Source organism: Streptomyces sp. NPDC091387 (assembly GCF_044756945.1).
GTDB lineage: Bacteria > Actinomycetota > Actinomycetes > Streptomycetales > Streptomycetaceae > Streptomyces.
In genome coordinates this window covers 20,173-42,300 of record NZ_JBIVTZ010000027.1, presented here as the reverse complement: position 1 = coordinate 42,300, position 22,128 = coordinate 20,173, and the positions used below count along the sequence as shown (strand labels likewise).

The window sequence follows — 22,128 nt, the reverse complement described above, 5'->3', positions numbered from 1 at the left end:
TCCTCGGGCCCGGGTGAGATCCTGGAACCCGTATGTCTACTTCCTTCGCCGATCTCCAGTCCCAGCTCGGGCAGCTCTCGCTGCGCGACGCCCACCGGCTCGGCCGCCGCCTCGAAGGCGCGCGCCGCATTCGTCAGCCCGAGGCCCAGCAAGGTGTGCTGGACGAGATCGCCGCCCAGGCCACGAAGGCGGCGGGGCGGCTCGCACTGCGGGCCGGGCGGCTGCCTGCCCTCACGTACCCCGAACAGCTTCCGGTCAGCCAGAAGAAGGACGAGATCCTGGAGGCGATACGTGACCACCAGGTCGTGATCGTCGCCGGTGAGACCGGTTCCGGCAAGACCACCCAGATCCCCAAGATCTGCATGGAGCTGGGGCGTGGCGTCCGGGGCATGATCGGGCACACCCAGCCCCGCCGGATCGCGGCGCGCACAGTGGCCGAGCGGATCGCCGAGGAGCTGAAGACGCCGCTGGGCGAGGCGGTGGGCTGGAAGGTCCGCTTCACCGACCAGGTGAATCAGGACGCGACCTTCGTCAAGCTCATGACGGACGGCATCCTGCTCGCCGAGATCCAGACGGACCGCGAGCTGCTCGCGTACGACACGATCATCATCGACGAGGCCCACGAGCGGTCGCTGAACATCGACTTCCTGCTCGGCTATCTGGCCCGGCTGCTGCCCAAGCGCCCGGATCTGAAGGTCGTCATCACCTCGGCGACGATCGACCCCCAGCGTTTCGCGCGCCACTTCGGCGAGGCCCCGGTCGTCGAGGTCAGCGGCCGTACGTACCCGGTGGAGGTGCGGTACCGCCCGCTCCTCGAGGAGGAGGGCGACGACTCCGACCGCGACCAGATCACCGCGATCTGCGACGCCGTCGACGAGCTCCAGTCGGAGGGGCCCGGCGACGTCCTGGTCTTCCTCTCCGGGGAGCGGGAGATCCGCGACACCGCGGACGCGCTGGGCAAACGCAACCTCAGACACACCGAGGTGCTCCCCCTCTACGCACGTCTGTCGCACGCCGAGCAGCACCGGGTGTTCCAGCGCCACACCGGTCGCAGGATCGTGCTGGCGACCAATGTCGCCGAGACCTCGCTGACCGTCCCCGGCATCAAGTACGTGATCGACCCGGGCAACGCCCGTATCTCCCGCTACAGCCACCGCACCAAGGTCCAGCGGCTGCCGATCGAGCGGATCTCGCAGGCCAGCGCCAACCAGCGCAAGGGCCGCTGCGGCCGTACGTCGGACGGCATCTGCATCCGGCTGTACTCCGAGGACGACTTCCTGACCCGTCCGGAGTTCACGGACCCGGAGATCCTGCGGACGAACCTGGCCTCCGTCATCCTCCAGATGACCGCGGCCGGTCTGGGCGACATCGAGAAGTTCCCCTTCATCGATCCGCCGGACCACCGCAACATCCGCGACGGTGTGCAGCTCCTCCAGGAGCTGGGGGCGCTGGATCCGGAGGAGAAGGATCCCAAGAAGCGGCTCACCCCGCTGGGCCGCCAGCTCTCCCAGCTGCCGGTGGACCCGCGCCTGGCCCGGATGGTCATCGAGGCCGACCGCAACGGCTGCGTCCGCGAGGTCATGGTCATCGCCGCCGCGCTCTCCATCCAGGACCCGCGCGAGCGCCCGTCCGAGAAGCAGACGCAGGCCGATCAGCAGCACGCCCGGTTCAAGGACGAGACGTCCGACTTCCTGGCGTTCCTGAACCTGTGGCGCTACGTCCGCGAGCAGCAGAAGGAGCGCGGCTCCTCCAGCTTCCGCCGGATGTGCAAACAGGAGTACCTGAACTTCCTGCGCATCCGCGAATGGCAGGACATCTACGCGCAGCTGCGCACGGTCGCCAAGCAGATGGGCATCGAGCTCAATGACGAGGATGCTCCGGAGCAGTCGGTGCACACCTCGCTGCTGGCCGGTCTGCTGTCGCACATCGGGCTGAAGGACACCGAGAAGAACGAGTACGTCGGTGCCCGCAACGCCAAGTTCGCGATCTTCCCGGGGTCGGCGCTCTTCAAGAAGCAGCCCCGGTTCGTGATGTCGGCCGAGCTGGTGGAGACGTCCCGGCTGTGGGCGCGGGTCAACGCCCGCGTCGAGCCGGAGTGGATCGAGCCGCTGGCCCAGCACCTGCTGAAGCGCACCTACAGCGAGCCGCACTGGGAGAAGGACCAGGCGGCGGTGATGGCGTTCGAGCGGGTCACGCTGTACGGCGTACCGATCGTCGCCCAGCGCAAGGTTAATTTCGGCCGTATCGACCAGGAGATCTCGCGGGACCTCTTCATCCGCAACGCCCTGGTCGAGGGCGACTGGCGCACGCACCACCAGTTCTTCCACGACAACCGCAAGCTCCTGGGCGAGGTCGAGGAGCTGGAGCACCGTGCCCGGCGCCGCGACATCCTCGTGGACGACGAGACGCTCTTCGACTTCTACGACCAGCGGCTCCCGGAGCACATCGTCTCGGGTGCGCACTTCGACTCCTGGTGGAAGCAGAAGCGCCGGGACGAGCCGGACGCGCTGGACTTCGAGCGCTCGATGCTCATCAACGAGAAGGCCGGGGACGTCACCAAGGACGACTACCCGGACTCCTGGCGGCAGGGGAAGCTCAAGTTCCGGGTGACGTACCAGTTCGAGCCCGGCGCGGACGCCGACGGCGTGACCGTCCACATCCCGCTCCAGGTGCTCAACCAGGTCACGTCGGAGGGCTTCGACTGGCAGATCCCGGGCCTGCGCGAGGAAGTGGTCACCGAGCTGATCCGCTCCCTGCCCAAGCCGATCCGCCGGCACTACGTCCCCGCCCCGGACTACGCGGACAAGTTCCTCGACCGGGCCGTGCCCCTCCAGGAGCCGCTGCCGGTCACGCTCGCCCGCGAGCTCCAGCGGATGGTCGGCGTCCCGGTCACCGCGGACGACTTCGACCTGAGCCGTGTCCCGGACCACCTGAAGATCACCTTCCGGATCGTCGACGAGCGGCGCCGCAAGGTCGCGGAGGACAAGGACCTGGAGGCGCTGAAGATCCAGCTGCGCCCCAAGGCCCGGCAGGCGCTCTCCAAGGCCGCCGCGGCGACCGCGGGCCCCACGGGCGAGTCCATCGAGCGTTCGGGCCTCACGGACTGGACGATCGGCACCCTGGACCGGATCTTCGAGACCCGGCGGGCCGGCCAGCCGGTGAAGGCCTACCCGGCCCTCGTCGACCAGGGCGAGACGGTCGCCGTACGGCTCTTCGACACCGAGGCCGAGCAGCAGCAGGCGATGTGGCGCGGCACCCGGAAGCTGATCCTGCTGAACATCCCGGTGAACCCGGCGAAGTTCGCCTCGGACAAGCTGACGAACCAGCAGAAGCTGGCCCTGTCCCGCAACCCGCACGGCTCCATCCAGGCGCTCTTCGACGACTGCGCGACCGCCGCCGCCGACCGGCTGATCGCCGCGCACGGCGGGCCCGCCTGGGACGAGGCGTCGTTCCGGAAGCTGTACGACAAGGTGCGCGCCGATCTGGTGGACCTCACCGTCCGCACGATCGGCCAGGTCCAGCAGATCCTGGCGGCCTGGCAGGCGTGCGAACGCCGGCTGAAGGCCACCAACAGCCTGGTCCTGATCAACAACGTCACCGACGTACGGGAGCACCTCGCCCGTCTCGTCCCGCCCGGGTTCGTCACCGCGACCGGGCTGCGCAGGCTGCCCGACCTGATGCGCTACCTGGTCGCGGAGGACCGCCGGCTCCAGCAGATGCCGACCAACGTCCAGCGCGACACCTCGCGCATGGAGAAGGTCCACGAGATGCAGGACGAGTACGCCTGGCTGCTCGAACAGCTGCCGCAGGGCAGGCCCGTTCCGCAGGAGGTCCTGGACATCCGCTGGATGATCGAGGAACTGCGCGTCAGCTACTTCGCGCACGCGCTGGGCACCGCGTTCCCCGTTTCCGACAAGCGGATCGTGAAGGCGATCGACGCCGCCGCCCCGTAACCGTCCGCCGGTGGCCGGGTAACCGGCCGGCCACCGGAAGTGAGGTCGACCGCACCCTCTGACCTCCTGTAGAGTCTGTCTTCGCAGCCAGCCGCGAGGCAGCCGCGAAAACCTGGTCCTGTGGAGCAGTTTGGAGTGCTCGCCACCCTGTCAAGGTGGAGGCCGCGGGTTCAAATCCCGTCAGGACCGCAGTAACGAAAGCCCGGATCCCCTGGATCCGGGCTTTCGCGCGTATTGACTCCGGTGTCCGCCGACGAGTACTCAGAAAACAGGGGCTGTCCCTGTTTTCTCGGCGCGGGACAGCGCGCATCCACCGGGAGGTGGCGCGGATGGCGGCATCCACGGGCGAGGGATTCCGAACGGGCGAGGGCGTCCGGACGGACAGGGAATCCGGGACCGATGACGGTTTCCGGCCGGACACCGGTTTCCGGACGGAGCAGAGACTGCGGGCGCCCGTGGATCTCCGGACGGACGGGGGCGGCGCCCCCGAACCGGCCCGCCCGCTGCCCCGGGCCCGGCGGAGAACACCCCGGCACGAGATCCGCGCCCTGCTGCGCGCCCATCTGGCGGCCGCCACCGGCTTCCGCCACCTCACCCGGCACTGCGCGGTCTGCGCCCGGCTACTGCGGCTCGCCATGGACCTCGTGACGGCCTCTCAGGTGGCGGACCCGACCGAGGAGCCGCCCGACCCTTCCGGGGCGCCCACAGGGCCCCGGAGGGCCGCCGTGCGGGCCCTCGGAGCGCCTCCCGGCGACGCACCGGCGCCGGGAGGCCCGGAACCGGTCCATGACGGCCGCTCCGCCACCCGGCAAGCACGGGACGAAAGTCCTCCCGCCACGTGACCAATGGCGTGCTGTCGCGCCCCTATGCAGTGGCAGGCTCGTGCTTGGCAAGAGTCATGCCGTGTGACGGGAGTCACTGAATCCGTTTTGAGAAGGGGTGACTTTACACCCTTCCTACAACTGGCGAATTTAATATGTGCAATTGCACCACTCGGACGGGACCCGCCCAGGAGCCCCCGAACCGTCCGCGCCAGGCCTTCCCGGGACGAGGTCACACAGTCCCGCACAGACCCGAGCAAGCCCGCACGAGAACCGTCGGGAGCCAACCGGGCGTCCGGTTTCCAGTGGCCTGAACAGGCAGCGCGCCGCGGACCGGAGCACACGTGAGCGGCCGGCCGTGCACGCACAAAAAAGATCGCGCTGGACCCGGCGGAGTCCAGCGCGATCTGACGACGTGACCTGTACGACACAGGTACGGCGCCCGTTGGGGCGGGCGCCCGTCATATGGAGCTATGGGTGGGCTACCTGGGTTGGGGGACCCAAAAGCCCGGTTGTGCTGCGGCGACAGGGGTTTGTCAGGCCTCGCTGCGCTGCTGCGGAATACCCGCAAGCAGTGCGCGGACCTCTGCCTCGCGGTACCGGCGATGTCCACCGAGCGTGCGGATGGACGTGAGCTTGCCTGCCTTGGCCCAACGGGTAACCGTCTTCGGGTCCACGCGGAACATCGTGGCAACCTCAGCCGGGGTCAGCAGCGGCTCGGCATCAGGGGTGCGAGCGGTCATGAGCGGCCTCCTCGGGAGAACCGAACAATCTCGGTTCTTTCCTCTAAATTCTGCACCTTGACCCACGTTGCCCGAAATGGCGGACGCGGGCCGAGTCGGTTATAGGACGAACGGCTTGTCCTCGGCACTACAACTACACCATCCGTCCAGCCACGTCGGCCAAACCGATGGAATTGCCCTCCCAGGTGTTCATCAGCGACGGAAGCCGATGGACCATGCCATAGCGGACAGTCACACCACCGTGACGATCAGTCACAGAGCGATCAGGAGTCGTCAGACCCCCCGTAGAACGCAATACAGAGCACTCCGCCCATAATTGGACGAATGGAGCCCTCCCCGGACTCCTTGTCCTATTTTGGCACGAGGAGTAGGTAAGGGCGCAAGGGCCCCGTAAGTGCAATCCATCACGCTTGAGGCAAAGGCCCGGTTCGGGACGTAGGTCCTGACACATCAGGAGTACGCTTCCGCCTCTTCACTCTCACGTGTCACACAGGACGCAGGTTCATCGCTTGTCAGTTCGCGAACTGACGATCCCTTACGGACCTCCAGCGCTCCGAAAGACGGGCGTACGCCGCACTCGCCCCCTCGGCATCACCGGACCGCAGCGCCTCGATGCCCTCCGCCACGTCCGCGGCACTCCGGTCCTCGGCGAGGTGCCGCGCCGGCAGGGCGTGCACCAGCCCGCCGTAGTCCAGCTCGACCAGGGCGCGCGGATGGAACTCCTCCAGCCAGCGCCCGACATCCACCAGGCCGTCGGTGAGCGGCCCCTCGTCCATCGCCTCGCGCAACGTCTTCAGCGCCCGCGCCAGCCGGCGGCGCGCCTGGACCATCGGCGTCCGGTAGCGCAGCACGGCCGGCTCGCCGTCCTCCCCCGCCGGCCGGTGCTCGCGCTCCTCGTCCGAGACCAGGACGAACCAGCGCACCGGGACCTGCCACACCGCCGTCCTGATCCAGGGCCGGGCGTCCGGATTGCGCTCCGACCACCGCTCGTGGTCGGCGAGCGCCTGCCCGCGCACCACCGGCGGCAGCACCGCGTCGAGCACCGGCCCGGGGAACATGTCCGCGAGACCGTCCAGCGCCAGCCAGCCGCGCAGCCGGGTCCGCCACGGGCAGACGCACACCACACCGTCCACCTCGGCGACGAACGCGTCGGCGCTCTCGTGCGCCGGGACACCGACCGGCGGGGTCGCCACCAGGTCGGCCAGCGAACGGCGCAGTTCGTCCTGGGCCGTGGGGATCCGGGCACGGCCCGCATAGCGCGCCCAGTGCGCGCGTTCGGCCTCCGGGAAGGCCGCCAGTGGCTCGTAGACCCTGAGGTAGGACGCGTATGGAACGGGCACCGAAGACACCACCGACATGCAGCGATCGTGTCACGCCCGTACTCCGGTCGTGGGTGATCCGCGGCACCTGATCGCATCTCCGTCGGTACGGGACGAGCGGCCTTAAGCTCATGCCCACGGACCGCCCGTGCCGGTCGGTCCGGGGCCCTCCCCACCTTCAGGAGGGCCTTCCCGCCGCTTCGTAATGGGGAGTCACCACAGTGACCGATGTGACCGACGGCGTCCTGCACACCCTGTTCCAGTCGGATCAGGGGGGCCACGAACAAGTCGTGCTCTGTCAGGACCGTGCCAGCGGCCTCAAGGCCGTCATCGCCATCCACTCCACCGCCCTGGGCCCAGCCCTGGGCGGTACCCGTTTCTATCCGTACGCCTCCGAGGAGGCGGCCGTCGCGGACGCCCTGAACCTGGCGCGCGGCATGTCGTACAAGAACGCCCTGGCCGGGCTCGGCCACGGTGGCGGCAAGGCCGTCATCATCGGCGACCCCGAGTCCTTCGAGGGCGCCCGGCGGACCGAACTGCTGCTGGCCTACGGCCGGTCGGTGGCCTCGCTCGGCGGCCGCTACGTGACGGCCTGCGATGTGGGCACGTACGTCGCCGACATGGACGTCGTGGCCCGCGAGTGCCGCTGGACCACCGGCCGTTCCCCCGAGAACGGCGGCGCCGGCGACTCGTCGGTGCTCACCGCGTTCGGCGTCTTCCAGGGCATGCGGGCCTCGGCCCAGCACCTCTGGGGCGACCCGACGCTGCGTGGCCGAAAAGTGGGGGTCGCCGGAGTCGGCAAGGTCGGCCATCACCTCGTCGAGCACCTGCTGGCGGACGGCGCCCTGGTCACGATCACCGATGTGCGGGACGAGTCCGTGCGCCGGATCACCGAGAAGCACCCCGAGGTCGCCGTGGCGGCGGACACCGGAACGCTGATCCGCACCGAGGGCCTGGACATCTACGCCCCGTGCGCGCTCGGTGGCGCGCTGAACGACGACACCGTTCCGGTGCTCACCGCTTCCGTGGTGTGCGGCGCGGCCAACAACCAGCTCGCACACCCGGGCGTGGAGAAGGATCTCGCGGACCGCTCGATCCTCTACGCACCCGATTACGTGGTGAACGCCGGCGGCGTCATCCAGGTCGCCGACGAGCTGCACGGCTTCGACTTCGACCGCTGCCGGGCCAAGGCGGCACGGATCTTCGACACGACGCTGGCCATATTCGCACGTGCGAAGAGTGATGGCATCCCGCCGGCCGCCGCGGCCGACCGGATCGCCGAGCAGCGGATGGCCGACGCACGCCGTCGCTGACCGCGGCGGGGGCCCTACGGGGCGTCATTCCCCGCGCAGGGCTCGCTGTACCCGCCGATCGGGGAGACATGCCTCACCCCGGACGGCGGGTCGCATGCCCAGAAGAGGTTAAAATCGCAGTTGACCAGCGAGGACGGGGCTCCTCGCGGGTCCTCTTCCGGGGCGTGTGATGCGGGCGGCGTACCGTAGGGCCGCGGAAGCAGGTACCGTTAAAGCTCTACAGGCACGGTCTCTCTGCCGAGAGTCCGTCCTGAAACATGAACGCGTGTCAAGACTCTGGGGCCGTCGAGCCCCGTCACCGAGGGGGTCGAGCCATGGGGCGCGGCCGGGCAAAGGCCAAGCAGACGAAGGTCGCCCGCCAGCTGAAGTACAGCAGCGGCGGGACGGACCTGTCACGTCTGGCCAATGAGCTGGGCGCATCGCCTTCGAGTCAGCCACCGAACGCAGAGCCGTTCGAGGACGACGACGAGGAAGATGACCCGTACGCACAGTACGCGGATCTGTACAACGACGACGATGACGAGGACGAGGACGGCCAGTCCGGTCCGTCGTCACAGCGCCGCGGCGCTTGACCTCGCGCTGACACATCAACCCGGTCCGGGCCTGCCCCGGACCGGGTTCTGTGCTGTCCCGGTCCGAAGAGCGCGCCGTCCCGGTCCACCGGGCGGATCATGGCGACCCGCCCGGCGTCCCGGAGCCGTATTCCGTGCCGCGCTCAGCGCGCGTACCCGCCCACGAGCTCCGCGCCCGTCGTGTGCGCACCGCGGTCGGTGATCTCGCCGGCGATCCAGGAGTCGACACCGCGGTCCGCCAGCGTCGTCAGGGCCGCGTCGGCCGACTCCGCCGGGACGATCGCGATCATGCCGACGCCCATGTTGAGCGTCTTCTCCAGCTCCAGCTGCTCGACCTGACCGGCCTTGCCCACCAGATCGAAGACCGCGCCGGGCGTCCAGGTGGAGCGGTCCACCGTCGCGTGCAGTCCGGCCGGGACGACCCGGGCCAGGTTGTTCGCCAGACCGCCGCCGGTGACGTGGCTGAAGCCGTGCACCTCGGTCGTACGGGTCAGTGCCAGGCAGTCCAGGGAGTAGATCCTGGTGGGCTCGAGGAGCTCCTCGCCGAGCGTCCGGCCGAACTCCTCGACCTCGCGGTCCAGCGTCCAGCCGGCCCGGTCGAAGACGACGTGGCGCACGAGCGAGTACCCGTTCGAGTGAAGCCCGGACGACGCCATCGCGATGACCGCGTCCCCCTTGCGGATGCGGTCGGGGCCCAGCAGACGGTCGGCCTCCACCACACCGGTACCGGCGCCGGCGACATCGAAGTCGTCCGGGCCGAGCAGGCCGGGGTGTTCGGCGGTCTCGCCGCCGACCAGGGCGCAGCCCGCCAGCACACAGCCTTCGGCGATGCCCTTCACGATGGCCGCGACACGCTCGGGGTGCACCTTGCCGACACAGATGTAGTCGGTCATGAAGAGGGGTTCGGCGCCGCAGACGACCAGGTCGTCCACGACCATGCCGACGAGGTCGTGGCCGATCGTGTCGTACACGCCCATCTGGCGGGCGAGGTCGACCTTGGTGCCGACGCCGTCGGTGGCGGAGGCGAGCAGCGGACGCTCGTAGCGCTTGAGGGCCGAGGCGTCGAAGAGTCCGGCGAAGCCGCCGAGGCCGCCGAGGCCCGCGACCTCGGGGCGCTGCGTCTTCTTCACCCACTCCTTCATCAGCTCGACGGCACGGTCGCCGGCCTCGATGTCGACGCCCGCTGCCGCGTAGGAAGCACCTGTTGTCTCAGACATTGCCTGGGATCTTTCGTGTGGAGATACGGGGCTGGTGGAAAGGCTGCCGGACGGTCCGGGTCACGGACGGCGCAGCGCGTCGGCCGCGGCGGTCGCCGCAGGGCCTGCCGCCAGCTCGGTCTCCAGCAGCTGCTTGCCGAGCAGCTCCGGGTCCGGAAGCTCCATCGGGTACTCGCCGTCGAAGCAGGCGCGGCAGAGGTTCGGCTTGTCGATCGTCGTCGCCTCGATCATCGAGTCGATCGAGATGTACGAGAGCGAGTCGGCCCCCATCGACGTGGCGATCTCGTCGACGGACATGCCGTTGGCGATCAGCTCGGCGCGGGTCGCGAAGTCGATGCCGAAGAAGCAGGGCCACTTCACCGGCGGGGACGAGATCCGGATGTGGATCTCGGCGGCGCCCGCCTCGCGGAGCATCCGGACCAGTGCGCGCTGGGTGTTGCCGCGGACGATCGAGTCGTCGACGACCACCAGGCGCTTGCCCTTGATGACTTCCTTGAGCGGGTTCAGCTTGAGCCGGATGCCCAGCTGCCGGATGGTCTGGGACGGCTGGATGAAGGTCCGGCCGACGTAGGCGTTCTTGACCAGTCCGGCACCGAACGGGATTCCGCTGGCCTCCGCGTAGCCGATGGCGGCGGGAGTGCCGGATTCCGGAGTCGCTATGACCAGATCGGCCTCGGCGGGAGCCTCCGCGGCCAGCCTGCGGCCCATCTCCACCCGGGAGAGGTAGACGTTCCGCCCGGCGATATCGGTGTCGGGGCGGGCCAGATAGACGTACTCGAAGACACAGCCCTTGGGCTTCGCTTCCGCGAACCGGGAGGTGCGCAGACCGTTCTCGTCGATGGCGACGAGCTCGCCGGGCTCGATCTCCCGGACGAAACTGGCGCCGCAGATGTCGAGGGCGGCGGACTCGGAGGCCACCACCCAGCCGCGCTCCAGCCGGCCCAGCACCAGCGGGCGGATGCCCTGCGGGTCACGGGCGGCGTAGAGGGTGTGCTCATCCATGAAGACGAGGGAGAAGGCCCCCTTCGCCTCGGGGAGCACCTTGGTGGCGGCTTCCTCGATGGTGAGCGGCTTGCCCTCGTCATCGGTCTGGCCGGCGAGCAGCGCGGTCACCAGATCGGTGTCGTTGGTCGCTGCGACCTGGGTGGCGCGACCGTCCTTGCGGGGGAGGTCGGCGACCATCTCGGCGAGCTGGGCCGTATTGACCAGGTTGCCGTTGTGGCCCAGGGCGATCGAGCCGTGCGCGGTCGCACGGAACGTCGGCTGCGCGTTCTCCCACACCGAGGCACCGGTGGTGGAGTAGCGGGCATGACCGACCGCGATATGGCCCTGGAGTGATCCCAGAGAAGTTTCGTCGAAGACCTGCGAGACCAGTCCCATGTCCTTGAAGACCAGGATCTGGGACCCGTTGCTCACTGCGATGCCCGCGGACTCCTGTCCACGGTGCTGCAGGGCATACAGTCCGAAATAGGTGAGCTTGGCGACCTCTTCGCCCGGAGCCCAGACACCGAAGACGCCGCAAGCGTCCTGGGGGCCTTTCTCTCCGGGGAGCAGGTCGTGGTTGAGTCGTCCATCACCACGAGGCACGCCACCGAGTGTAGGCGAGATCGACCACTGGTCCGAATGGGGACACCCGGCCGGAGCACGGGACAAGCGCCACCGCCGCCGCCTCCGGACGCCACAGGGGCGATCACCCGGAGTGATCATCGCGCGGGGGCGGGCGGCCCGCCGCGAGGGCCGCAGGGCAGTTGTCGCCCGGATCACCGGCGGATTACCGACTGGATCAGGCCAGGACCCCGAGGACCCGCCGGACCGGTTCGTGGCACTCCGTGAGCCGGCCCCCGGGCTCGCGGGACGGGGTGGCCGAACGCTCGTTTCGTGGTGAGCCTCACACCGGGCGGACCGGTATGCGGTATCTGGGAGGCGGGGTGATGCGGGGGTGAGGTGGGGCGAGGGGCTGCTGGGGAGGCGCGACTTTGGGGCGAGGGCGGGGCTTGGGGGCGGGCGCAGGGCTTGGGGCGGGGCTCGGGGGCTGGGGTGTCGCAGACCGGTCGGTCGGTCTCGACCGTTGGCCGTTGGCGTCGGCCGGTCGGTCGCGCGTCTTTGCCGCCGGTCGGCGCAGGGGTTCGGGGGCTAGCTCATCAGGGGCAGCAGCGCGGCGAGGTCCGCACGCTCGCCGCTGGCGCTGACCTTCGCCGCGTCGAGTGCCTGAGCCCACTCCGTCCGCCCGGTGGCCAGTCGGAACCAGGTGACCGGATCGGTCTCGACGACATTGGGCGGGGTGCCCCGGGTGTGCTTCGGGCCCTGGACGCACTGGACGACGGCGAACGGCGGGACCCTCACCTCGACCGAACCACCCGGCGCCTTCTCCGCCAGCGCGTCGGCGAGCAACCGGGTACAGGCGGCGAGCGCCTGACGGTCGTACGGGATGTCGAGCCCGGCCGCCTCGTTGAGGTCGTACGTGTGGACGACGAGCTCCACGGTCCGGGTGACCAGGAAGTCGCCGAGGCGCATCGCTCCGACCCGCGTGGGCAGCAGCCGATCCTCGGACGCGCCGGCCACGAGCGACTCGAAGCGGTCGGCGACCTCACCGTAGAGCGCGTTCACATCCGGGTGACCGGCGGCGAGCGCCGCGGTGTCGTCCGCGATCCGTCCGGCCCGCGCGGCGGTCGAGAACGGCCACTCCAGGAGCGTGACATCGGGCTTGGCGACGGCCAACTCGGGTTGCTCCAGATTCCGGCTGACGTGCGAGAGCGCCATGGTCAGGTGGACGGCCAGCTCGCGCACCGTCCAGCCGGCGAGGCCGCTCGGCCCGTCCAGCTGCTGGGCCGTGAGGGCGCCAACGGCCTTACGGACAAGGGCGAACTGCGCCAGGACCGCGGTGCGGGTCCGGACCGGGTCGTAGCGGCGGGCGCGCTTCTGGGACGGCGGCATGACGAGGAGCCTACGGCTTCGCCCCTGGCCCCTGCGGGGGCCGGCCGCGGGTCGCGTAGTCGCCCAGCCCCTTTTCGAGCAGGTCGAACCCGCGCCCGGCGATCACCACCGCGTCCGCGGCGATCTCCTCGACCGGCTCCCCGGCGAGCAGCCGCCGGTGGTTCTCCGTGATCAGGGCGTTGCGGGTGCCGATGAGCTGGGCGGCCACGATGCGCGCGATGGCCGGCTCCTCGCCCTCCTCGACCAGGACGTCGGTCAGCTGGTCGAAGGAGAGCACGAAGAAGGCGTGGGCCCTGGTCAGCAGCGCGGGCGTCTGCTGGATCAGCCGAAGGAGTCCGAGCGCCACCGGCGAAGCGCTCATCCCCACCGAGGCGTCCCGGTTCTCGATGGACGTCAGGAAGTGGCGGCGCACGCCGGCCACCGCGGACTCACCGGGCTCCCGGTTCCGCACCACCTGAGCGACATCGCCGATGTGCTCCTCCATCGGCGCGAAGACCAGGTCCTCTTTGCTGTCGAAGTAGTTGAAGACCGTCATCTTCGACACGTCGGCCGCTTCTGCGATCTCCGCGACCGAGACCTGGTCGAAGCCACGCTCCGTGAAGAGCTTCGCGGCCTCGGCCAGCAGACGGCGCCGCGTCTGGATCTTCTTGCGCTCACGCAGGCTCAGCCCCTCGGTCATGACATCACTGTACCAGGATGAAACTTAATCTTGGGCGACAACTTGACTGGGTATATTTTGATCGGGAGAGTGGTGGCCACCACAGCGGCGCCATGCCGCTCCGGAGGGGAGCCCCGCCATGCCCGAAACGAAGCCCGGGACAGAGACCGGGACCGGGACCGGGAGCGACACCGGGACGACGGCCATTACGGCCACGCGACCCACCGATTCGCAGTCCAGCAGTTCGCAGTCCATCGGCTCGCAGTCTTCCAGGCCCTCGGCAGCGCCCTGGGCGCGTCCGTCTTCGGCACCGTGCTGAGCCGGGTGTACGCGGCCCGCGGGCCGGGCGGGTCGGCCGGTGGAATCGGTGAGCTGACGGGAGCCGCCCGCCAGCAGGCGCTGCATGCCTCCGCCTCTTCGACCAACGTGGTGTTCTACTGCGCCACCGGCGTGATGATCCTCGCCGTATTCCTGGCCACGCGGCTTCCCGGGGCCGTCCGGACTCAGGAGGTCTGAGCCCCTCCCGGCTCCCCGGCCGGACTTCCGTGAACAGCCGCCCCTGCCGTGAATGCCTCCTCGTTCGCCGGAACACCTATCCCCCGCCAGGTGAACGGAATTCCGACCGCCACATCCAGATCCGGATCGTCCATCAGCTGGAAATGCACATGTGGTTCGGTGGAATTACCGGAGTTTCCGCACTCGGCGAGAGGCTGCCCGGCCCGGACCTTCTCCCCCGCCCTGACCCGGATCGAGCCGTGCCGCAGATGGGCGTACATGGCGTACGTACCGTCGCCCAGGTCCAGCACGATGTGGTTCCCGACGATGGCTCCCGCGCCGCGCACGTCCCGCACGGATGCCTCTATCAGCATCAAGTAGGCGAGCGCGGGGCCTGAGTTGCGGCTGAGGTGGTCGCGGCGGCCGTGCGAGGCGTGCACCACCGTGCCGTCCGCCGCCGCGAGGAGCGGAGCCCCGAAGGCCGGGAAGTGGTGGTTGCGCCGGGCGACGGGCCACAGCACGCGGAACTTCGGGCGGGACAGGGCGGTGCGCCCTTCTGGGGCGGCCCCGGGCCCACGATCCGTCCCGGGCCCCATCTCCGGCCCCAACCCAGTCTCCGGCTCCGGCTCCGGCTCCGGCTCGGCCACGATGTCGATCGCGTACGTCTGCCCGTAGGCGTGCACCCCGTGGCTGGGCACCCGGTCCGCCGGGCTGTTCAGCGCCGTCCAGCGCCCCGTCACCGGCGGCTCGATCTCCACCGCGGGCCGTGGGTCCGCCACCGCTGCCCGGCCCCTGCGGCCCGTCGTCAGACCGAGGGCGACCGCGGCGGCCGCCGGCACCCAGGTCAGCCAGTACGGGAACGGCGGCCGGGGGAAGAGGCTGATGACCACCATCACGAAGAAGGCGATCCAGCAGACCCGGTACAGCACCATGACAGCTTTACGGACGGACATGACTTCCCCCTGGATCGTCTGTTGCGTCGTGTGCGTTCCCCGAATTACCCGCTTCGTCGTGCGCGTTCCCCGAATTACCTGCTTCGTCGTGCGCGTTCCTCGAATTGCCTGCTTCGTCGTGCGCGTTCCTCGAATTGCCCGTCTTCCTCGTACGCGTTCCTCAGGATCTGGCCGCCGTGAGGACCACCAGCAGCGGCACCACCCTGGCGCCGGGGACCTCGTACCGTCCCCGCCCCGCCGTGTGCAGCCAGCCAGCACCGGTCAGTTGACGCAGATGGTGGTAGATCTGGCCCGTCGTACCGGTCTCGTCGAGCGCGGCGAGCTCCGCGGCCGTGCGCCGGCCGCCGAGGATCTCCCGCAGCAGCCGCAGCCGCACCGGATGCCCGAGCGCGGCGAACGACTCCGCGGCATCCGACCAGTCGGCGCCCGGTTCCCCGGGGTCAGCCGCCTCCCCGTCCTCCAGCAGCTGTTCCGTGAGCGCGCTGTACTGCCACTCGTACCGCTCGCCCGTCGGCAGTCGTACCGCGCCTGTGTACAGCACACCGCCATCCGCGGTCCCGGCCTCGGAGAGCTGTTGCTTCAGCCCTTCCAGGGCCCAGAAATCGGCCCCCGTCGGACGCGGGGCGTCCGGGCGGTCACCCACGAGCGCCTCGAGCCGCCGCTCCAGCTCCGAGACGCGCTCTTCCAGTTCCATTCAGCCAGATTACGTAATTACGTAATCTGGCGCAAGAGGGGACGTGCACGGTAACCAGCACGTGGAAAGCGGATGGCGGAAAGCCGAAAGGCCCCCACCCGGACGGAAACGACCGGGTGGGGGCCTCTGCGGCAGTGCGCGGGCCGAACTACGCGAGCAGTGCGGGGATCGTCCCCTCGTGCGCCGTACGCAGCTCGCTCAGCGGGATGGCGAACTCACCCTGGATCTCGATCTCCTCGCCGTCCACGACACCGATCCGGGCCACGGGCAGACCCCGCGCCCCGCACATGTCGTTGAAGCGGAGCTCCTCGCTGCGCGGGATCGAGACGATCGCGCGTCCCGCGGACTCGGAGAACAGGAAGGTGAACGCGTCCAGTCCGTCCGGCACGACCAGCCGGGCACCCTTGCCGCCGCGCAGGCAGGACTCGGTGACCGCCTGGATCAGACCGCCGTCGGACAGGTCGTGCGCCGCGTCGATCATGCCGTCGCGGGAGGCCGAGATCAGGATCTCGCCGAGCAGCTTCTCGCGGCCCAGGTCGACCTTGGGCGGCATGCCGCCGAGGTGGTTGTGGACGACCTCGGACCAGGCCGAGCCGCCGAACTCCTCGTGGGTGTCACCGAGCAGGTAGAGGAGCTGGCCCTCTTCCTTGAAGGCGACCGGCGTACGCCGGGTGACGTCGTCGATCACGCCGAGCACGGCCACGACCGGCGTCGGGTGGATCGCCGTCTCGCCGGTCTGGTTGTACAGCGACACGTTGCCGCCGGTGACCGGCGTGCCCAGCTCCAGGCAGCCGTCGGCCAGACCACGGGTGGCCTCGGCGAACTGCCACATGACGTCCGGGTCCTCGGGCGAGCCGAAGTTCAGGCAGTCCGAGATGGCGAGCGGCTTGGCGCCGGAGGCGGCGACGTTGCGGTACGACTCCGCCAGCGCGAGCTGCGCGCCGGTGTACGGGTCGAGCTTCGCGTACCGGCCGTTGCCGTCGGTCGCCATGGCCACGCCGAGGTTGGTGTTCTCGTCGATGCGGACCATGCCGGCGTCCTCGGGCATCGCGAGCACGGTGTTGCCCTGCACGAAGCGGTCGTACTGGTCCGTGATCCAGGACTTGGAGGCCTGGTTCGGCGAGGAGACGAGCCGCAGGACCTGCTCGCGCAGCTCGGCGCCGTCGGCCGGGCGGGCCAGCTTGCCGGCGTCGTCGGCCTGGAGCGCGTCCTGCCAGGACGGCCGGGCGTACGGGCGGTGGTACGTCGGGCCCTCGTGGGCCACGGACCGCGGCGGCACGTCCACGATCTGCTCGCCGTGCCAGAAGATCTCCAGCTGCGAGCCCTCGGTCACCTCACCGATGACGGTGGCGATGACGTCCCACTTCTCGCAGATCTCCAGGAAGCGGTCCACGTGCTGCGGCTCGACGATCGCGCACATGCGCTCCTGCGACTCGCTCATGAGGATTTCCTCGGGCGAGAGGGAGGAGTCGCGCAGCGGCACGGTGTCCAGCTCGACGCGCATACCGCCCGAACCGGCCGAGGCCAGCTCGGAGGTGGCACAGGAGAGCCCGGCGCCGCCGAGGTCCTGGATGCCCGCGACGAGCTTCTCCTTGAAGATCTCCAGGGTGCACTCGATGAGGAGCTTCTCCTGGAACGGGTCGCCGACCTGGACGGCCGGGCGCTTGGCCGGACCGGTCGACTCGAAGGTCTCCGAGGCCAGCACGGAGACGCCGCCGATGCCGTCGCCGCCGGTGCGGGCACCGTAGAGGATCACCTTGTTGCCGGGGCCGGAGGCCTGGGCGAGGTGGATGTCCTCGTGCTTCATCACGCCGATGCAGCCGGCGTTGACGAGCGGGTTGCCCTGGTAACAGGCGTCGAAGACGACCTCGCCGCCGATGTTCGGCAGGCCCAGGCAGTTGCCGTAGCCGCCGATGCCCGCGACGACGCCCGGCAGGACGCGCTTGGTGTCGGGGTGGTCGGCCGCGCCGAAGCGCAGCGGGTCGACGACCGCGACCGGGCGGGCGCCCATGGCGAGGATGTCGCGGACGATGCCGCCGACGCCGGTGGCCGCGCCCTGGTAGGGCTCGATGTACGAGGGGTGGTTGTGCGACTCGACCTTGAAGGTGACCGCGTAACCCTGGCCGACGTCGACCACACCGGCGTTCTCGCCGATGCCGACGAGCATCGCGTCGTTGGCGGGGACCTTCTCGCCGAACTGCTTGAGGTGGACCTTGCTGCTCTTGTAGGAGCAGTGCTCGGACCACATCACGGAGTACATGGCGAGCTCGGCGCCGGTGGGACGGCGGCCCAGGATCTCGCGGACCTTGGCGTACTCGTCCTCCTTGAGGCCGAGTTCCTTCCAGGGCTGCTCGGTGTCCGGGGTTTCGGCCGCGTGCTTGACCGTGTCCAGGCTCATGCGTTGACCAGCTTCTTGATGATCGAGGTGAAGAAACCGAGACCGTCGGTGCGACCGGTGCCGATCAGCGGCTCGACGGCGTGCTCGGGGTGCGGCATCAGACCGACGACGTTGCCCGCGGCGTTGGAGATGCCGGCGATGTCGCGCAGCGAGCCGTTGGGGTTGACGTCCACGTAACGGAACGCCACGCGGCCCTCGGCCTCCAGCTCGTCGAGCGTGTGCTCGTCGGCGGTGTAGCGGCCGTCCATGTTCTTGAGGGGAACGGAGATCTCCTGGCCCTCGGAGTAGTCCGAGGTCCAGGCGGTGTCCGCGTTCTCGACGCGCAGCTTCTGGTCGCGGCAGATGAAGTGCAGGTGGTTGTTGCGCAGCATCGCGCCGGGCAGCAGATGTGCCTCGGTCAGGATCTGGAAGCCGTTGCAGATACCGAGAACCGGCATCCCCGCCTTCGCCTGCTCGATCACGGTCTCCATGACCGGCGAGAAGCGGGAGATGGCTCCGGCCCGCAGGTAGTCGCCGTAGGAGAAACCGCCCGCCAGGATGACCGCGTCGACCTGGTGCAGATCCTTGTCGCGGTGCCAGAGCGAAACGGGCTCGGCGCCCGCCACCCGTACGGCCCGCAGGCTGTCCTGGTCGTCGAGGGTGCCCGGAAAGGTGACGACTCCGATACGAGCAGTCACTTCGACTCCTCGGCCTTCTCCACCTTCACGGTGAAGTCCTCGATGACGGTGTTGGCGAGGAACGTCTCGGCCATCTCGTGAATACGGGCGAGGGCGGCCTCGTCGACCGGCCCCTCGACCTCCAGCTCGAAACGCTTTCCCTGACGTACGTCCGCGATTCCCTCGAAGCCGAGACGGGGCAGCGCACGCTGCACAGCCTGTCCCTGCGGGTCGAGGATCTCGGGCTTGAGCATGACGTCGACTACGACGCGTGCCACTGGCACTCCCGGTGTGGTGGTGTGGTGCGGCTGTTTCTCCGGGGGGTTCCCCAGGACCCCCGCGGGTCCTGCCAGCGTACCTGTCCAGAAATTCTACGCGGGTAGATATCGGACGGCCCGGATCACGCCGAGATATCGGCCGCGACTACGGAAGCGTCAACGGAACCGGGAACGCGTGCGGGAACGGATGTGGCAACGGATACGGAAAATCCTGTGGAAAAAATCCCCCCCAGCAGCACACATAGCAGGCTGACACGCGCACGTAATTGGGTGGGCTTCACAATGCGGTGCCCATCGCTGTACAAATGATTACCGGGGAAAGTCACATTGCCCCGGAACGGCCGGCACCAGTCGGCCCTCATCCGCGCTCTCAGCCGGAAGGCCGGCATCCGCGCATGTCAGACGCGCAGATGCCGCAGGAAAGGACCGATATCCGTGGCTCAGCGCGTAGTGGTCACGCTCTCCGACGACATCGACGGGGGAGCGGCAGCGGAAACGGTCGCCTTCGCGCTGGACGGGAAGGCGTACGAGATCGACCTCAATCCGTCCAATGCAAAGAAACTGCGCAAGGCCCTGGCCCCGTACGTGGCGGCCGGCCGTAAGCAGACAAATGCCAGCAAGCACGGCAAGGTTCCCGTCTCGTACCGGCACACCTCGCTCGCGCCCGACCCGGCGGCCGTGCGGGCCTGGGCCCGGTCACACCGGATGGAGGTGCCGGCCCGCGGCCGGATTCCCAAGAAGGTCTACGAGGCGTTCCAAGAAGCCAGTTGAGCAAAGACGCCGGACGACCGGTGCCGGGCGGGGGTGTCGGACCGCCCGGCACCGGCCTCCCCGACGACACCTCGAGGGAGCCGACTTGCGCGACACCCCTGCAGGTCGGCTAGAGTCTGGAGCACGCCGAAGGGCAAGGCCGAAAAGCCGGGCCCCAAGCAGCGTGCGGGTGTAGTTCAGTAGTAGAACATCCCCCTTCCAGGGGGAAGGCGCAGTGTGCAATTCCTGTCACCCGCTCTGCATGACTCTTCCTCAACCACTTCAGTGGATCAGGTAGAGTAGTGCTCGCTCCACCGGTGAAAGCCGAGTGGCTGCAAATGCGGACGTAGCTCAGTTGGTAGAGCGCAACCTTGCCAAGGTTGAGGTCGCCAGTTCGAACCTGGTCGTCCGCTCATTGAGTAAGAAACCCCCGGTCTTTCGGCCGGGGGTTTCTTCGTGTGCGATCCCGGTCATATCCGCACCGCCCGCACCCCCCCATGACGTTTGTCATGGAGTGCGATGACAGCTCGCACTGCTCCCGGCACCGTCCGGGAGGAAGTCTTGAGTCATCACCTTCGACGAAATTCCCCATGAGTGCGTGATCGAGGCGGACGGTGTCCGACGCAGTTATGCGGGCGGCTTCGAGGCTGTGACCGGCGTCTCCTTCTCCGTGGCACGCGGCGAGCTGTTCGCCCTGCTCGGCACGAACGGCGCCGGCAAGACCTCCACCGTCGAACTGCTGGAGGGTCTGGCCCGTCCCGACGGCGGAACGGTTCGGGTGCTCGGCCACGACCCGTTCGAGGAACGCGCCGCCGTCCGCCCCCGGATCGGGGTGATGCTCCAGGAGGGCGGCTTCCCCTCCGACCTGACGACCACCGAGACGGTACGGATGTGGGCCGGCTGCACCAGCGGGGCCCGGCCCACCGGCGAGGCCCTGGACCTGGTGGGGCTCGGCCACCGGGCGCGCGTCCGGGTCAAACAGCTCTCCGGCGGCGAGCGGCGGCGGCTGGACCTGGCGCTGGCCCTGCTCGGCCGGCCCGAGGTGCTCTTCCTCGACGAACCGACCACCGGCCTCGACGCCGAGGGGCGGCGCGACACCTGGGCGCTGGTGCGACGGCTCCAGGAGGGCGGCATCACCGTGCTGCTCACCACGCACTACCTGGAGGAGGCCGAGGCGCTCGCCGACCGGCTGGCGATCATGCACCGGGGACGGATCGTGACCTCGGGCACCACCGCGGAGGTGACGGCCGCGCGGCCGTCCCGGATCCGGTTCGAGCTGCCCGAAGGGACCGCCGCGGGACAGCTGCCGCTGAGCCTGCGCGCCGCGGCCGACGGCCCGCGGATCGAGATCCGCACCCACCGCCTCCAGGAGTCGCTGGCCGAACTGCTGCGCTGGGCAACGGAGTCGGACGTCCGGCTGATCGGGCTCGACGCACGGTCCGCCTCACTCGAAGAGGCGTTCCTCGACATCGCCAGGTCCGCGGCGGCGACCGAGAACCACAAGCACGAAGACGAGAACAAGACCGGTACCGGAACCGAAAAGGTGGCTGTGGCATGACGACCGCGACAACGCGTGCGAACACCGCGACGCCCGGATCCCCGACCACGACGGCCCGGGGCCGGCTGACCGCCCTCGGACGGGCCGAACTGACGCTGCTCCTCCGCAACAGGACGGCCGTCTTCGTCGCGCTGTTCATGCCCGCCGTGATGGTCATGGCCATGAAGTCGACGTTCGAGCAGATAGACCTCGGCGGGACCGGGCTGACCGTAGCCGGAGCCGCGCTCACCGGTGGCATCGGAACGGTGCTGCTCCAGGCCGTCTACATGAACATGGTCGCCGCCTATGTGGCACGCCGCGAGGAACTGGTCCTGAAGCGGCTGCGTACCGGCGAGGTCACCGACGGGGAGATCCTGACCGGAACCGCGCTGCCCGCGGCCGCACTTGCCCTGGCGCAGACCGCCATGATCGTCGTGGCCGGTACCGCCTTCTTCGGCCTCGGCGCGCCCGAACGCCCCGAGCTGCTCCTGCTGGGGCTGGTGATGGGTGTGGTGCTGCTGACGGCACTGGCCGCCGCCACCTCGCTGATCACCCGCACCGTGCAGACCGCTCAGCTCACGACCCTCCCGCTGTTCTTCGCCTCGCTGATGGGCTCGGGACTCTTCGTACCGCTGGCGATCCTTCCGGACCGGCTCGCGGCTGTGTGCGAGCTGCTGCCGCTGACCGGAGTGATGACACTCGTACGGGCCGGCTGGCTCGGCGGCGCGGAGAGCGCCGACCTGCTGCGGGCCGCGCTGACCGGGTTGGTCTGGACCGTGCTCGCGGTGTTTGCTGTCAAGCGGTGGTTCCGCTGGGATCCGCGACGCTGAAGGGTGT

General features: G+C 69.3%; 19 protein-coding genes and 3 tRNA genes. 11 read left to right on the top strand and 11 right to left on the bottom strand.

Features of this window, described 5'->3' with window-relative positions; genetic code table 11:
- Nucleotides 1-32 precede the first annotated feature (32 nt).
- From hrpA to ACIQM0_RS36060, 3 genes are all read left to right on the top strand, one after another.
- Nucleotides 33-3,953 carry an ATP-dependent RNA helicase HrpA gene (gene hrpA, locus ACIQM0_RS36070; RefSeq protein ID WP_401294891.1) on the top strand — a complete coding sequence of 1,307 codons (3,921 nt, stop codon included), beginning with the start codon at nt 33-35 and terminating at the stop codon, nt 3,951-3,953.
- Nucleotides 3,954-4,067: 114 nt separating this feature from the next.
- Nucleotides 4,068-4,142, top strand: a tRNA-Asp gene (locus ACIQM0_RS36065).
- A 140-nt stretch (nt 4,143-4,282) separates the two neighbouring features.
- On the top strand, nt 4,283-4,795 hold the full coding sequence (locus ACIQM0_RS36060) for a DUF6274 family protein (protein ID WP_401294889.1): 513 nt from the start codon (nt 4,283-4,285) through the stop codon (nt 4,793-4,795).
- 515 nt (nt 4,796-5,310) lie between these two features.
- Here ACIQM0_RS36060 and bldC read toward each other — a convergent pair.
- Together bldC and ACIQM0_RS36050 are read right to left on the bottom strand one after the other, a co-directional pair.
- Complete coding sequence (gene bldC / locus ACIQM0_RS36055; RefSeq protein ID WP_003949541.1) at nt 5,311-5,517, bottom strand: developmental transcriptional regulator BldC; 207 nt, start codon at nt 5,515-5,517, stop codon at nt 5,311-5,313.
- 512 nt (nt 5,518-6,029) lie between these two features.
- Nucleotides 6,030-6,875: a hypothetical protein gene (locus ACIQM0_RS36050; protein ID WP_363023110.1), complete on the bottom strand. Its 846-nt coding sequence runs from the start codon at nt 6,873-6,875 to the stop codon at nt 6,030-6,032.
- Nucleotides 6,876-7,057: 182 nt separating this feature from the next.
- Between ACIQM0_RS36050 and ACIQM0_RS36045 the strand changes: the two genes are divergently transcribed.
- Together ACIQM0_RS36045 and ACIQM0_RS36040 are read left to right on the top strand one after the other, a co-directional pair.
- Complete coding sequence (locus ACIQM0_RS36045) at nt 7,058-8,149, top strand: Leu/Phe/Val dehydrogenase (protein ID WP_401294887.1); 1,092 nt, start codon at nt 7,058-7,060, stop codon at nt 8,147-8,149.
- A 314-nt stretch (nt 8,150-8,463) separates the two neighbouring features.
- Complete coding sequence (locus ACIQM0_RS36040; protein ID WP_145764667.1) at nt 8,464-8,721, top strand: DUF3073 domain-containing protein; 258 nt, start codon at nt 8,464-8,466, stop codon at nt 8,719-8,721.
- A gap of 143 nt (nt 8,722-8,864) precedes the next feature.
- On the opposite strand, the gene purM is transcribed toward ACIQM0_RS36040, so the two are convergent.
- From purM to ACIQM0_RS36020, 4 genes are all read right to left on the bottom strand, one after another.
- On the bottom strand, nt 8,865-9,938 hold the full coding sequence (gene purM / locus ACIQM0_RS36035; RefSeq protein WP_401294885.1) for a phosphoribosylformylglycinamidine cyclo-ligase: 1,074 nt from the start codon (nt 9,936-9,938) through the stop codon (nt 8,865-8,867).
- A gap of 60 nt (nt 9,939-9,998) precedes the next feature.
- Nucleotides 9,999-11,525 (bottom strand): amidophosphoribosyltransferase, encoded by a 1,527-nt coding sequence (purF, locus tag ACIQM0_RS36030; RefSeq protein ID WP_363023106.1) that lies wholly within the window; start codon nt 11,523-11,525, stop codon nt 9,999-10,001.
- A 546-nt stretch (nt 11,526-12,071) separates the two neighbouring features.
- Complete coding sequence (locus tag ACIQM0_RS36025) at nt 12,072-12,872, bottom strand: sterol carrier family protein (protein ID WP_401294883.1); 801 nt, start codon at nt 12,870-12,872, stop codon at nt 12,072-12,074.
- Nucleotides 12,873-12,882: 10 nt separating this feature from the next.
- On the bottom strand, nt 12,883-13,551 hold the full coding sequence (locus ACIQM0_RS36020) for a TetR/AcrR family transcriptional regulator (protein WP_401294881.1): 669 nt from the start codon (nt 13,549-13,551) through the stop codon (nt 12,883-12,885).
- Nucleotides 13,552-13,620: 69 nt separating this feature from the next.
- On the opposite strand from ACIQM0_RS36020, the gene ACIQM0_RS36015 reads away from it, so the two are divergent.
- Entirely contained in the window at nt 13,621-14,046 is a 426-nt protein-coding gene (locus ACIQM0_RS36015) for a hypothetical protein (protein ID WP_401294879.1), read from the top strand.
- Here the strand turns inward: ACIQM0_RS36015 and ACIQM0_RS36010 are convergent.
- From ACIQM0_RS36010 to purS, 5 genes are all read right to left on the bottom strand, one after another.
- Nucleotides 14,034-14,978 (bottom strand): M23 family metallopeptidase, encoded by a 945-nt coding sequence (locus ACIQM0_RS36010; RefSeq protein WP_401294877.1) that lies wholly within the window; start codon nt 14,976-14,978, stop codon nt 14,034-14,036. The two genes, ACIQM0_RS36015 and ACIQM0_RS36010, sit on opposite strands and share 13 nt — an antisense overlap.
- A gap of 160 nt (nt 14,979-15,138) precedes the next feature.
- Nucleotides 15,139-15,672, bottom strand: coding sequence for an ArsR/SmtB family transcription factor (locus ACIQM0_RS36005; RefSeq protein WP_385041062.1), 534 nt, complete (start codon nt 15,670-15,672; stop codon nt 15,139-15,141).
- Between the two features lie 148 nt (nt 15,673-15,820).
- Complete coding sequence (gene purL, locus ACIQM0_RS36000; protein WP_401294875.1) at nt 15,821-18,070, bottom strand: phosphoribosylformylglycinamidine synthase subunit PurL; 2,250 nt, start codon at nt 18,068-18,070, stop codon at nt 15,821-15,823.
- A complete protein-coding gene (gene purQ, locus ACIQM0_RS35995) occupies nt 18,067-18,747 on the bottom strand; it encodes a phosphoribosylformylglycinamidine synthase subunit PurQ (RefSeq protein ID WP_363023096.1) in 681 nt (226 codons plus the stop codon). The genes purL and purQ overlap by 4 nt, the downstream gene beginning before the upstream one ends.
- Complete coding sequence (purS, locus tag ACIQM0_RS35990) at nt 18,744-19,010, bottom strand: phosphoribosylformylglycinamidine synthase subunit PurS (RefSeq protein WP_148837069.1); 267 nt, start codon at nt 19,008-19,010, stop codon at nt 18,744-18,746. The genes purQ and purS overlap by 4 nt, the downstream gene beginning before the upstream one ends.
- Nucleotides 19,011-19,439: 429 nt before the next feature.
- Here purS and ACIQM0_RS35985 point away from each other — a divergent pair, with 429 nt between their 5' ends.
- The 5 genes from ACIQM0_RS35985 to ACIQM0_RS35965 all read left to right on the top strand — a co-directional run bounded on the left by ACIQM0_RS35985 (nt 19,440) and on the right by ACIQM0_RS35965 (nt 22,121).
- A complete protein-coding gene (locus ACIQM0_RS35985; RefSeq protein WP_363023094.1) occupies nt 19,440-19,775 on the top strand; it encodes an Lsr2 family protein in 336 nt (111 codons plus the stop codon).
- Between the two features lie 165 nt (nt 19,776-19,940).
- A tRNA-Gly gene (locus tag ACIQM0_RS35980) sits at nt 19,941-20,012 on the top strand.
- Nucleotides 20,013-20,094: 82 nt separating this feature from the next.
- A tRNA-Gly gene (locus ACIQM0_RS35975) sits at nt 20,095-20,167 on the top strand.
- 155 nt (nt 20,168-20,322) lie between these two features.
- Nucleotides 20,323-21,312, top strand: a complete 990-nt coding sequence (locus ACIQM0_RS35970) for an ABC transporter ATP-binding protein (protein WP_401294950.1) — start codon at nt 20,323-20,325, stop codon at nt 21,310-21,312.
- Nucleotides 21,309-22,121, top strand: a complete 813-nt coding sequence (locus ACIQM0_RS35965; RefSeq protein WP_401294872.1) for an ABC transporter permease — start codon at nt 21,309-21,311, stop codon at nt 22,119-22,121. The genes ACIQM0_RS35970 and ACIQM0_RS35965 overlap by 4 nt, the downstream gene beginning before the upstream one ends.
- The last annotated feature ends 7 nt before the right edge of the window (nt 22,122-22,128 follow it).